Annotated in this window: 8 protein-coding genes; 3 read left to right on the top strand and 5 right to left on the bottom strand. The window is 70.7% G+C overall.

Going from position 1 to position 13,198, the window contains the following annotated elements; all coding sequences use genetic code 11:
• Positions 1-40 precede the first annotated feature (40 nt).
• The gene (locus ACFVVM_RS28040; RefSeq protein ID WP_387624235.1) at positions 41-721 is read right to left on the bottom strand and encodes a response regulator; all 681 of its coding nucleotides are present in this window, start codon (positions 719-721) and stop codon (positions 41-43) included.
• Complete coding sequence (locus ACFVVM_RS28035) at positions 718-1,905, bottom strand: sensor histidine kinase (protein ID WP_387624232.1); 1,188 nt, start codon at positions 1,903-1,905, stop codon at positions 718-720. Before ACFVVM_RS28035 ends, ACFVVM_RS28040 begins: the two co-directional genes overlap by 4 nt.
• A gap of 112 nt (positions 1,906-2,017) precedes the next feature.
• Between ACFVVM_RS28035 and ACFVVM_RS28030 the strand changes: the two genes are divergently transcribed.
• Positions 2,018-4,105 carry an MMPL family transporter gene (locus tag ACFVVM_RS28030; protein ID WP_387624229.1) on the top strand — a complete coding sequence of 696 codons (2,088 nt, stop codon included), beginning with the start codon at positions 2,018-2,020 and terminating at the stop codon, positions 4,103-4,105.
• On the opposite strand, the gene ACFVVM_RS28025 is transcribed toward ACFVVM_RS28030, so the two are convergent.
• Both ACFVVM_RS28025 and ACFVVM_RS28020 read right to left on the bottom strand, forming a co-directional pair.
• Positions 4,072-4,890 (bottom strand): PhzF family phenazine biosynthesis protein, encoded by an 819-nt coding sequence (locus tag ACFVVM_RS28025; RefSeq protein WP_387624226.1) that lies wholly within the window; start codon positions 4,888-4,890, stop codon positions 4,072-4,074. The genes ACFVVM_RS28030 and ACFVVM_RS28025 overlap by 34 nt on opposite strands.
• Positions 4,891-4,970: 80 nt before the next feature.
• On the bottom strand, positions 4,971-7,394 hold the full coding sequence (locus ACFVVM_RS28020; RefSeq protein WP_387624224.1) for a cation-translocating P-type ATPase: 2,424 nt from the start codon (positions 7,392-7,394) through the stop codon (positions 4,971-4,973).
• A 35-nt stretch (positions 7,395-7,429) separates the two neighbouring features.
• Between ACFVVM_RS28020 and rarD the strand changes: the two genes are divergently transcribed.
• On the top strand, positions 7,430-8,338 hold the full coding sequence (rarD, locus tag ACFVVM_RS28015) for an EamA family transporter RarD (RefSeq protein WP_387624222.1): 909 nt from the start codon (positions 7,430-7,432) through the stop codon (positions 8,336-8,338).
• A gap of 263 nt (positions 8,339-8,601) precedes the next feature.
• Complete coding sequence (locus ACFVVM_RS28010; RefSeq protein ID WP_387624219.1) at positions 8,602-9,522, top strand: ADP-ribosylglycohydrolase family protein; 921 nt, start codon at positions 8,602-8,604, stop codon at positions 9,520-9,522.
• Between the two features lie 347 nt (positions 9,523-9,869).
• On the opposite strand, the gene ACFVVM_RS28005 is transcribed toward ACFVVM_RS28010, so the two are convergent.
• Entirely contained in the window at positions 9,870-13,115 is a 3,246-nt protein-coding gene (locus tag ACFVVM_RS28005) for an arabinosyltransferase domain-containing protein (protein ID WP_387624216.1), read from the bottom strand.
• Positions 13,116-13,198 lie beyond the last annotated feature (83 nt).

Here is a 13,198-nt window from a genome sequence, read left to right as displayed (position 1 = left end):
GCGGCTCGGTCGGTCCCCGCGCCGTGATCGCCGCGCCACCTCATCGCCGCATCGGGTCGACCGGCGGGTTCGCCGGCATGACCAAGCCTGCTTCGTAGGCCGCGATGACGAGCTGAACCCGGTCGCGGGCAAGGAGTTTGGCGAGGATCCGGCTCACGTGGGTCTTCACGGTGAGCGGGCTGACAACCAGCCGTTCGGCGATCTCGGCGTTGGACATGCCGCGGGCGAGCAGGATCAGCACATCGAGTTCCCGGTCGGTGAGGGTGCCGAGACCGGGGCGCGGGCGCGGATCGGGCACCGCGCGGACCCGGGCGATCACGGTGGCGGTGGCGCCGGGCGAGAGCAGCGACTCCCCCGCGGCGACGGTGCGGATGGCGTCGAGCAGCGCGGCGGGTTTGGTGTCCTTGATCAGGAATCCGCTGGCGCCCGCCCGCAGCGCGGCGAGCACGTTGTCGTCGGACTCGTAGGTGGTGAGTACGAGAACGCGTACCCCGGCGAGGTCCTCGTCGGCGGCGATGCGCGCGGTGGCGGCGATGCCGTCCAGCTCGGGCATCCGGATGTCCATCACGACCACATCGGCGCGTTCGGAACGCGCCAGCGCGATCGCCTCGGTGCCGGTGGCTGCCTCGCCCACGACCGTGAGGTCGGCGGCCGCGCCGACCAGCAGTGCGAAGGCGCCGCGCACCAGCGCCTGGTCGTCGGCCAGTACGACCCGGATCACGGTGTGCCGCTTCCTGCTCCGGCGGGCGCCGCGGCCACGCTCGGGGCGGGATCGCCCACCGCGGTCAGCGGTAGCACCGCGGTGACGACGAATCCGGTCGACGTGGAATCGGTGCGGAGGCTGCCGCCGATCGCCGCGGCGCGCTCGGCCATCCCGATGATGCCGAATCCCGTTGTCCCACCGACCGATCCGTGCCCGTCATCGGCGACGACCACGACCAGCGCACCGGCCCGATGGTCCAGTTCCACCCGAACCGACCGCGCCCCGGCGTGTTTGACGACATTGGTCAGCGCCTCGCCGATGATCCGGTAAGCCACCAGCTCGACGGTCGGCGCGAGCGGGCGCACCTGTCCGGTACTGACCGTGCTCACCTCGATTCCGGCCGCGCGCACGGTATCCGCCAGTGCCGGAAGCTGATCCAGGGTGGGCAGCGGTGCCCGTGAGTCCCCGCCGGGCGCCCGGAGCACGCCGACGGTCGCGCCGAGTTCGGCACGGGCGTCGGCGCAGGCATCGGCGATGGTGTCGAGGGCGGCGGCGAGCACGCCCGCGTCCGCCTGCCCCTCCGCGAGCAGATGCCCGGCCACCCCGGCCTGCACCTGGATGACGGTGATCGTGTGCGCGAGCAGATCGTGCAGATCACGCGCGATCCGCAGCCGCTCCCGCTCCACCCGGCGCTCGGCCTCCTCGTCGCGCGAGCGTTCGGCACGTTCGGCCCGGTCGAGCATCGCCGCGAGATAGGCGCGATGCAACCGCACCGCTTCCCCGGCGACACAGGACAGCACGATCCAGCCCGTCGTACCGAAGGCCTGCACCGGCAGATTCTCCCCTACCTCGGGCGAGACGACCATGCCGATCACCCCGAGCGCGACGACCAGCGCGATGACGATCCCGGTCCGGCGCCGATTACCGTGCAGGGCAACGGTGTACAGCGCGATCATGGCCGCGGGAAAAGCGGCCTCGTGCTGGTATTCCAGCGCGTGGTACGGGAACACGATCACCAGGTGCGCGGCCAGCACGAGCATCGGCGCCCGGCTGCGCGCCAGCAGCGGCAGGGCCGAACCGACCAGCAGGACCGTGCCGAGCAGGTCGAGTGGGCGCTCACCCGCGAACATGTGCGCGAGCGCGAGTTCGACGGCGAGCACCACCGCGGTGAGCGCGCAATCGCCTTGTGTTCGCCGGTCCATGACCACTCATTGTCCGGCAGTCGCGGCCGCGGCGCGTACTCCGCGCGGAGTACGCGCGAAACCGTTCCGCGGGCCGATGATTCGGCGCCGGGGACACGCGACGCTGCTCGACATGAGAATTCCGTCCGCGCCGCGCACCGGCGCATGGTTGCTACTCGGCCTGTGGATCGTGGCGGTGGCCGCGCTGTTCCCGTTCGCCGGCGAACTCGAATCGGTCATGTCCGACAAGGAGACCGACTATCTGCCCGCCTCGGCGCAGTCGACGATGGCCGAGGAACTGTCGGCCACGCTGCCCGGCGGCACCGAGAGCACGTTCCTGGTGGTCTACCAGCGCCCGGCCGGGCTCACCGAGACCGACCGGGCGACCGCCGTCGAACACTATGCCCGCCTGCGCGCCGAATACGGCAGCGTCCTCGGGCCCGGCCTACCGCTCGCGTCCGCCGACGGGCAGGCGCTGATGTTCCCGATCTTCGTCGCGACCACCCACGGTGAACCCGCGGACTACATCGCGCGATTGCGGGCGGCCGTCACCGAGCGTCCCGCCGGGCTCACCGTCGAGGTGAGCGGTCCCGGCGCGCTCGACGCCGACTTCGAGAGCGCCTTCGACGGTGTCGACGAGCAACTCCTCGCCGTCACGGTGCTGGTGGTGACGGTGATCCTGCTGCTGACCTACCGCAGTCCGCTGCTGTGGCTGATTCCGCTGCTCTCGGTGGCGGCGGCGAATGTCGCGGCGATGGCGGCGGTGTACTGGCTGGCCCGTGGTTTCGGGCTCACCGTCAACGATCAGAGCGCGGCCGTGCTGACGATCCTCGTGTTCGGGGTCGGGACCGACTACGCGCTGCTGATCGTCGCGCGCTACCGGGAGGAACTGGGCCGCACCGCCGAACCGGGACACGCGATGCTGACCGCGCTGCGCCACACCGCACCCGCGATCGCCGCCTCGGCCGCCACCGTGAGCCTGGGGCTGCTGTGCCTGCTCGCCGCCGACATGAACAGCGCGGCCGGGATGGGCCCGGTCGGCGCGGCGGGCATCGTGTGCACGCTGCTGGTGATGGTGACGCTGTTCCCCGCGCTGCTGGTGCTGTGCGGGCGGTGGATCTTCTGGCCGCGCATTCCGCGCCCCGACACCGCGACGCCGTCGACCGGCGGCGTGTGGGCCAGGATCGGTGTCCGCATCGCCGGGCGGCCCGCGCTCAGCGCGCTGGCGGCGGTCGCGGTGCTCGCCGGACTGAGCCTGGGCCTGCTGGGTGAGACCGGAACACTGTCGCGCGCCGATCAATTCGTCACCGCGCCGGAGTCGGTGACCGGGCTCGGCACGATCGCCGAGCACTTCCCGGAGCGCGCGGGCACCCCGCTGACCATCATCGGCCCCCGCGATGCCGCGACCGCCGTGTACGAGGCGGTGGGCGCCGACCCGGGCATCGGCGACGTCGAATACGGGCGAGCCGGCGAGACGATCGCCGAGGTCACCGCGGTCCCCAGCGATCCGGCCGGGTCCGCGGCCGAATCGGCCACCATCGAACGGCTGCGCGCCGACCTCGCCACGATCGCGCCCGGCACGGTCGTCGGCGGGCCGAGCGCGGCGGGCCTGGACACCGCCGAAGCCTCCGCCCGCGATCGCCGGGTCGTCATCCCGCTGATCCTGCTCGTGGTGACCGCGGTGCTGGCCGTGCTGCTGCGCGCCCTGGTCGCCCCGATCGGGCTGGTCCTCACCGTCGTCGCGTCGTTCGCGGCCGCGCTCGGGGCGAGCGTGCTGTGCTTCCAGCACGTCTTCGGCTTCCACGGCCTGAGTTCGGAACTGGTGCTGATGGCCTTGCTGTTCCTGGTCGCCCTCGGCGTGGACTACAACATCTTCCTCGTCACCCGGGCCCGCGAGGAGGCCGCGCGCATCGGCACGAAGGCGGGGATGCTGCGTGGTCTCGCCGTCACCGGCGGGGTGATCACCTCGGCGGGGGTGGTGCTGGCGGCGACCTTCGCCGTCCTGACCACGCTGCCGGTGGTCGCGCTGGTCCAGCTGGGCTTCACCGTGGCCTTCGGCGTGCTGCTCGACACCCTGCTCGTGCGCACGGTCCTGGTGCCCGCGCTGACCTTCCTGGCGGGCGAGCGGGTCTGGTGGCCCGGCCACCGGCGTGTTCTCGACACGGCGGCGACCGGGGTGGACACGGATCAGTCCGGCAGGGTGACGACGCCGTCGAGGTAGCGGCGGCAGCGGCCCAGCAGCAGGACGCGGTCGTCGGTGAGTTCGGCGCGCAGGCTGCCGCCGCGGCGGGAGAGCTGGCGCGCCGACAGGGTGGTGCGGCCGAGATCGCGGCTCCACAGCGGGATCAGCTGGGCGTGGGCGGAACCGGTGACCGGGTCCTCGGGGACGCCGACGCCGGGCGCGAAGAAGCGGGAGACGATGTCGGTCGCGGTGCCGGGGGCGGTGAGGATCACGCCGCGACGCAGGGCCGGGAAGGCACCGAAATCCGGTGTGGCATCACGTACTTCGGCCTCGGTGGCGACGACGATCACCTCGTCCTGACCGGTGTGCGCGCACACGGGGGTGACACCGAGGGCGGCGACCAGCGCCGGATTCGGTGCCACCTCGACCGAGGCGAGGGCGGGCAGGTTCAGGACGTACTCGTCGTCGTCGGTGCGGTCGACGTGCAGCCAGCCGGAGCGGGTGTAGAAGCTGACCCGGTCGTGTTCGGGGTGGACGTCCTCGATGATCTGGGTGGCGGCGGCGAGGGTGGCGTGCCCGCACATGTCCACCTCGACGGCCGGGGTGAACCAGCGCAGGTGGAAGGCGGGCCATTCCCCGGGCGGACCGCCGGCGTCCGGGGGTAACTCGGAGATATAGAACGCGGTCTCGGCGAGGTTGTTCTCCTCGGCCAGTTGTTGCAGCAGCGCATCCGGCAGCCAGCCGGGCAGCGGCATGACCGCGGCCGGGTTGCCCGAGAACGGTGCGTCGGCGAACGCGTCGATCTGGTGCAGCAATACCTCCATAGTGCGCAAAGGTACTCCAACACCGAATGTTCGCTCTGCACAAGGGTTCTCGAAGCGAACCCGGCCAGGTCAGCCGGTTCTCACGCGCCCTGGGCACCCACCGCGGGGATGAACTTTCCCCGGTTGCCGGACAGCCGCGCCTGCACCCACCACGCCAGTTCGACCAGCACGATGCCGACCAGACCGCAGATCACCGCGGCGGCGGTCAGGCGCGGATTGGACGGGTCGAGCTTGAAGAACTCGCGGGTGAACGGAATCGTGAACAGCGCGACGTAGGCCAGCACCGACACCGCGATCAGCACCACCTTCCACCACACGTACGGCCGGGCCACCAGCGCCAGCACCCACACCGCGATCATGATCAGCGTGATCAGCGCGGTGGTGCCCGCCTGCACCTTCTGCGTCTCCGAGGCCTCCGGACCCGCGTAGGCGATGAGGTAGGCGATGAACGTCGCGACACCGATCACCACGCCCGAGGGCACCGCGAGGCGCATCACCCGGCCGACGAAGCCGGTGCGGGCGCGCTCGTTGTTGGGCGCCAGCGACAGGATGAACGCGGGGATGCCGATGGTGAACCAGGCCGCGATGGTGACGTGGCGCGGCAGGAACGGGTAGCCGATCGGGTCGTAGCCGAAGATCTGCGAACCCACCCCCGCGATGCCGACGAGGAAGGCCAGCAGCACCGAGTACACGGTCTTGGTGAGGAACAGGTTCGACACCCGCTCGATGTTGCCGATCACCCGGCGGCCCTCCCCCACCACGAACGGCAGGGTCGCGAACTTGTTGTCCAGCAACACGATCTGGGCCACCGCGCGGGTGGCCGGGCTGCCCGCGCCCATCGCGACGCCGATGTCGGCGTCCTTGAGGGCCAGCACGTCGTTGACGCCGTCCCCGGTCATGGCGACGGTGTGCCCGCGCGACTGCAGGGCGCCGACCATGGCGCGCTTCTGGTCGGGCCGGACCCGGCCGAAGGTGGTCTCGTGGTCGAGCACGTCGGCGAGTTCCTCGCGGTCCTCGGGCAGCTTGCGCGCGTCGACGGCGTGATCGCCGCCGGGCAGATCGAGCGAGGAGGCGACCGCACCGACCGAGACGGCGTTGTCGCCGGAGATCACCTTGATCGAGACCTGCTGCTCGGCGAAGTACTCCAGCGTCTCCTTGGCGTCGGGACGCACCTTCTGCTCGAGCACCACCAGCGCGGCGGGCGAGACCTGGCCGGGCGCGTCGTCGGCGTCGACGGGGCGGTCGCCGCGCGCCAACAGCAGCACGCGCAGGCCCGAGGAACCGAGCTGTTCGGCGTGGGCCGCCTCGGCGGAGCCGGCATCGAGCAGCACGTCGGGGGCGCCGAGCAGCCAGTCGCCGTGCTCGCCGTAGGAGATGCCGCTCCACTTCTTGGCCGAGGAGAACGGCGCGATCGCGGTCTGGTTCCAGTCGGGCGTGTCGGGCAGCGCCTCGGCGATGGCCTGCACGCTGGCATTCGGGCGCGGATCGTCACCGGCCAGGGCGGCGAGTACCGCGCGGACCTGGGCCTCGTCGAAGGAGCCGAGCGGCTCGATCTGGGACAGGCGCATGCCGTTCTCGGTGAGCGTGCCGGTCTTGTCGGCACACACCACGTCGACGCGGGCCAGGCCCTCGATGGCGGGCAGTTCCTGCACCAGGCAGTTGCGCTTGCCCAGCCGGACCACGCCGACGGCGAAGGCGATGGAGGTCATCAGCACCAGGCCCTCCGGCACCATCGGCACCAGGGCGGCGACCATGCCGGTGACCGCGGGCCGCCACTGCTCGCCGCTGGAGAACAGCTGGTTGTAGATGCTGAGCAGACCGGCGGGGATGAGCAGGTAGGTGATGAACTTCAGGATCTTGTCGATGCCGGAGCGCAGTTCCGAGTGCACCAGGGTGAACTTGCTGGCCTCCTCGGCCAGTTTCGCCGCGTAGGCGTCCTTGCCGACCTTGGTCGCGCGGTAGGCGCCCGAGCCGGACACGACGAAGCTGCCCGACATCACCGGCGCGCCGACGCCCTTGTCGATCGGGTCGGCCTCACCGGTGAGCAGCGATTCGTCGATCTCGAGCGAGGCGGACTCCTCGACCTCGCCGTCGACCACGATCTGGTCGCCGGGGCCGAGCTCGATCAGGTCGTCGAGCACCACCTCGCCCGGCGAGACCTGCGCGGCGACGCCGTCGCGGCGCACCGTCGGCTTGGCCTGGCTGACGATCGCCAGCTGATCGAGGGTCCGCTTGGCCCTGACCTCCTGGATGATGCCGACCGCGCTGTTGGCGACGATGAGCAACCCGAACATGCCGTCGATGATCGAGCCGGTGGACAGCACCAGCACCAGCAGCACACCGAGGATGGCGTTGATGCGGGTGAAGACGTTCGCGCGGACGATCTCACCGACCGAACGGCTCGCTCTGGCCGGGACGTCGTTGGTGTGCCCGTCACGGCGACGCTGTTCGACCTGTGCTGCGGTGAGCCCGGCGGCCGCGGGCTCCTGCACGGATATGGACATGCACGTCAGGCTACGTCAGTCGTAACATGGGACGAATGCAGCGCAGCCCCTCGCCGCCCGGTGTCGCGTTCGGTGCGGGCGCCTATCTGATCTGGGGCTTGTTCCCCGCGTTCTTCGGACTGCTGGCATTCGCCTCGCCCGCCGAGGTGGTGGCCCAGCGCATCCTGTGGACGCTGGTCGTGGTGCTGATCGTGCTCGCGGTCACCGGGCGGCTGCGTCAGCTGCGCGGCATCGATGCGCGGACCTGGCGGTTGGCGGCGGCGGCCTCGGCGGCGATCTCGATCAACTGGGGCACCTACGTGTTCGGGGTGATCACCGGGCACGTCGTGGAGTGCGCGCTGGGGTACTTCATCAATCCGCTGGTCACGGTGGCGTTCGGCGTGGTGCTGTTCCGCGAACGGCTCACCAGGGCGCAGTGGGTGGCGCTGGGATTCGGCGCGGTCGCGGTGGTGGTGCTCACCGTCGACTACGGCCGTCCGCCCTGGATCGCGCTCGTGCTCGCCTGCTCGTTCGCCACCTACGGCCTGGTGAAGAAGGTGATCCGCCTGGACGCGCTGCCCGGGATCGCCGCCGAGGGCATCGTCGCCGCGCCGTTCGCGCTGGCCTTCGTGATCGTGCTGGTGGCCATGGGCAGCAGCGAGTTCACCTCCAGCCCGGCCCATTTCGGGCTGATGATGGCCACCGGGCCGGTCACCCTCGTGCCGCTGCTGCTGTTCGCCGTGGCCGCGCAGCGAGTGCCGCTGTCGACGATGGGCATCCTGCAGTATCTGACCCCGGGCTTGCAGATGGTCTGGGGCGTCGCGGTCATGCACGAGCCCATGCCCGCCTCCCGCTGGATCGGCTTCGCCCTGATCTGGGCGGGACTGATCATCTTCACCACCGACGCGCTGCGCCGCTCCCGGCGCACCCGGCGGGCCCGGTCGGCCGCAGCGGCGACCGCCTGACCCACCGCTCTTGTCCGCGACACGGCAGGACACACCGTCTCGCAGCCTGATCGTGACTGTCGACGCCGGTGCTCGTCGACATGCCGGACCCGTTGCGCCACAACCGGACAACTCGCCGCTACCGGCCACCCGCGCGACACGCCGACCACACGCTGCGGTCGAGTCGGCGCGGCGCGTCAGAATTCTTGGTGCCGGGCACATGCCGACCGGTAGGCTCGACAATCGGACAATCGCAGAGCGGTCACCCGAGAGAGGCGGAGACGGTGCACGAGGCGGGGTTCTCCGATCGGGTGGCCGGGGTGCTGGTGGGCGGCGCCGCGGGCGACGCGCTGGGCGCCGGGTACGAATTCACCAGGCCCGCACCGGAAACGGTGATCGACATGATCGGCGGCGGCGCGTTCGACTGGGCGCCCGGCGAGTGGACCGACGACACCTCGATGGCCCTGGCGATCGTGCTGGCCGCGGTGCGGGGGCCGGGGATCGATCTCGATTCCGTGGCCGCGGGATTCGTGCGCTGGTACGACTCGAACCCACCCGACATCGGCACCCAGACCGGCCTCGTGCTGTCGGAACGACCAGGGTCGGCGCTGGCCATGCTGGCCCAGGCCCAGTCGCTCACCGGGCGCACCGGCGGCAACGGGTCGCTGATGCGCACCGCCCCGGTCGCCCTCGCCTACCTCGACGACCCCGCCGAATGCGTCGCGGCGGCGGGCCGGATCGGAATGCTCACCCACTACGACGAGCACGCCGTGGACGCCTGCAAGCTGTGGACCTACGCGGTCCGCCACGCCGTGCTCAACGCCGATTTCGCCGGCGTGCGCGAATACGTCAGCGGCTCACCACATTCCGCGTACTGGACCGCCCGCCTCGACGAGGCCGAACAGGGCACCCCCGCCGACTTCCCGAACAACGGCTGGGTCGTGCACGCCCTGCAGACCGCGTGGTGGGCCATCACCACCACCGACCAGTCCGGGCCCGAGCACCTCCCGCTCGCTTTGTCGGCCTGCGTCCGCGCGGGCAACGACACCGACACCACCGCCGCTATCGCGGGCGGCCTGCTCGGCGCCCGCTGGGGTGCCTCCGCCGTCCCCGCCCGCTGGCGCGCCATGCTCCACGGCTACCCCGGCCTCACCGGCGCCGATCTCCCCGACCTCGCCCTGCGCATAGCCACCAACTCCCGCTGACCCACCGGCCGTCGACAAACGGGCCCAACCCCACGGTCCCTGGCCTCGCGCATCACCACAATCCCCGCCGACCCACCGAGCGCCGACGGCCCCGGCTCGCCGGCAACCCACCATCTGGCGACCTGCCCCGGCTCGTCGGCACGATGCAGTCGTGATCCCACGACCCGCACCGATCATCACCGTCTCCGCGACGATGCGCATCGACGGACAGTGGATACCCGTCCGAAGGCGCCGACCAGGTCGACTATCGCCGGCAATCCATCCGGACAGCCGATCACCACGCTCTGGTGGCGGCATCGGTCGAGAAGCGAACGCCACCAGAGCGTGATGATCTTGAAGTTGTGGACTTACCAGGCGGTGATGATGGGGCCGGGGGTCCAGGTGCCCCAGCGGTTGGTGGATTCGAGGGTCACTTCGGCCTGGGTAGCAGTGGGGTCAAGGGGGAGGTATTGCTCGATCGAGCCCCAGTCTCGTTCCCAATCGTTGTTCAGATAGGTGGGCAGGGTGCGGGCGGTGAAGAGGAGTTGGGTCCAGCCGAGGGGGCCGCCGCCGTCGTGGCCCTGCCACAGGTTGGTGATGGTGGCGCCGTTGCGGTCAGGGAGGATGCGGTAGCCCGGCAGCTCCGCGATGCCGTTGTAGGTGGGCATGTGGTTCTGGCACGGGAAGTGCAGGCCGACAGCCCAGTCCAACAGGACGGGGGTGCGCGAACCGACCAGCGAGTTCAACGTCGTGGTCTGCGGCATACGCGGCGGGGTGACCGCGAGCCACTGGTCTGGGCCGAGGTCGCGATCAGTGGCGACCAAGCGGACCACGTCGGCATCGGGAGCGACCTGATCCATCGGTACGCGCAGGTTACGCCAGCTGGGCGCGGGGCCGATGTCGAGCGGGGTGGCCCGACCGGTCACGGTGACCGCGCCGTCGACGCCCGCGGTGCCGTACTCGACGGCGAGTTCTTGACCGGGACGGACCACTCCGTCGCGATTGACCGAGTGGATACGCCCCGCCGCCGCGATGGCGAGCAGCGGTCCGCGCGGGCCGTCGGGCAGGCGGAACCATCCGGTCGTCAGCGCGGCCGGTTCCTGTGCGCCGGATCGGTAGCTGCCGAGCACCGGGGTCGTCTCGGAGTCGAGCCCGAACGGGAGCCGCAGCGAACCCTGCCGTGACTCCGAACCCGCCGAGGTCGAGGCGTCGCGCAGAGTATCGGGATCATCGGAGACCGAATTCGCCTGCCCGGTGGTCGATTCCACTTCGTCGGAGGTGAGCACAGGCGCCACGCCGTCAGGGGCGAAGCCCGCCGATTCCGTGCCCGCCATGGTGGTCGTGAGGTCGCCGGTCAGCGGGGCCAGGATCGATGCGTTCGGATCGGTCTCCACCAGCACTTCGTCGGCCATGCCACAGCCACCGGCGAAGGCCGCGGAGAAATTGGAGCTGGCCAGCGAGTAGGCCGGATACTGGGCGATGCTCGCCTTCGCGAACGAGGCCAGCTCGAACAGCACCATCATCGCGGCAGCGATGGCCAGGACCGGCAGGCCCGTCACCCGACTCTGCTTTGTCGACGGATTCGGGTGGATGTGGAACCAGGCGGCGATCGCGAGGGCCAGGACCGTCAGCCCCGCGAACAGGGTAGCGATTCCAAAGCCTGCGAACGTCGGCGGCTTGTCCCACCACGGGATACTCCACGCGGAGACATACCAGTATCCGTTGGGAGCCACGAAGGTCATCGCGAGAGCGAAGAAGACCGCAGCCGCGAACAGCGCGCGGTTGCGCAACGTCCGCAGCACGGTCGAGCTCACTGCCACGGCGGTCAGCGCGGCAACGCAGGTGGCCAGCCCGGCGAACACGCCGAACTGATGGGTCCACTTGGTGGGCGAGAACATCATCAGCGCCATCGCGGCCAGGGTGATGCCGAGCAGACGTCGCGTCGGACCGACCGCCGTACCGGGGATATGACCGCCTCGGCGCAGCATCATGGCGATGCAGACGATCAGGCCGAGCACCATCACGAACACGCCGAAGCGGCGGGTCAGCCAGCCGTCGGCGTTGAACTGCAGCAGGAACTGGTAGCGCAGGAACTCCATGAACCACGCCTGCCCCTCGCCGGGGCCGATCTGGCCGTGGACCGCGGACATCTCCCGCACCCCCGCCAGTGTCCGGTCCGCGAACACAACGGTGAACACCGCCGTGCCCGCGGCCAGGATCGGCAAGATCAACGCGACATAGCCCACCGACTTCGCCCGCTGTAGAAGTACCGCGGTCATCGTGCGCGCACCCGCGACCAGCGCACCCAGGCAGATCAACCCCGACGGCGCACCGGTGAGCGTCAACGCGGCCACGATCACCGCCACCGCGAAGGGCAACAATCGTCGCGTCGCGATGGCTCGTTCGACCGAGACCCAGGTGACCAGCACACCCAGCGCCACCACGAATTCCGCGCGCAGGCCGTTGTTGTAGGGCAGCCAGAACGCCAGGAACACCAGCGCGGCGGTCCACGTGACGGCCGGACTGCGGCGCAAGGCGACGCCGAGACGGGGCAGCACTTCGCGGCTGATCAGCCACCAGGTGAGGATGCCCGCGCCAAGGGCGGGCAGGCGGACCAGCGGGCTGACCGCGGACAGCTGGGAGATCCAGCCGATGATGTCGGTGTAGGGGGTGTAGAACGGTCCCTCGTCGACGCTGAACCAGCGGTAGTAGTTCGACATGTTGCCCGAACTCTGCGCGCCGCGCGCCATGCCGAGGATGTAGCCGTCGTCGGAGGTGTTGGCGCCGATGAAGTGCCACACGCCCAGCACCGAGAACACCAGCCAGTCGACCGGGCGCAGCCGCCACCAGCGCTGCGGCAGGAACCGGCGCGGGGACCGGCCGTCGCGGGCGTCGAGCTTGTGCAGGGCGAACAGGGCCAGCGCGGTGGCCAGCAGGCACAGCGCGATCGCGCTCAGCTTGAGCCAGGTGGGCGAGGAGATGTAGCGCGAATCCACATCGATGGTGACGGCGAGATCGGCCGGTGCGGCGCCGGTGAGCTCGCTGAACACGCCGACGACCTGGGGGCGAAGGTCACGGTCGAGGGTCGCGCCGGGCAGGTCGACACCGGTCGGGGTGACCGTGGCCTGCTGTGGCGTGATCGCGATGGCCAGGCCGCACGCGCGGTCGCGCACGTCCGCGAGCGCGGCGGTCCAGATCAGCGTCGACCGCGACACCACGTCGACGCGGCCGGGCCGCTCCTCGGTGTCGGCGACGACCTTGACGACGAAGCCGTAGCGCTCCATGTCGGCGGACTGGCGCGGCACGGTGGAGGCGACGACGCCCCCGGATTCGGCCAGCGAACCGAACGCCGCACACGGAATGGTCGCCGACATCTCGGCGGGCGCGTAGGCGACCAGCGGTGATTCGACGGCGGCGGGCGAGCCCTGCTGCGGCCAGGAGATGGTCGCGGCGTCGACCCGCACGGGCAGGAAGGGAATCGCGACGGCGGTGAGCACGGCGATCAATCCGGCGACGATCGCGACCGTGCGTGCCCAGCCGGGGCGATCACCCCGTCGCGCCGGTCCCGAAGCATCCTTGGGCGGATGCCCTTGCCGCACGATCGTCTCTACCACGGGGCCCGATAGTAGCCGTGCCGGTGACACCGCGATTCGACGGCAACCGGATTCCGGATCGGACACGCGAAAGCCCCGACCGG

The organism is Nocardia sp. NPDC058176 (genome assembly GCF_042883805.1).
GTDB lineage: Bacteria > Actinomycetota > Actinomycetes > Mycobacteriales > Mycobacteriaceae > Nocardia.
Note: the sequence above shows the minus strand (reverse complement) of the source record. Positions and strands in the feature narration are given on the sequence as shown.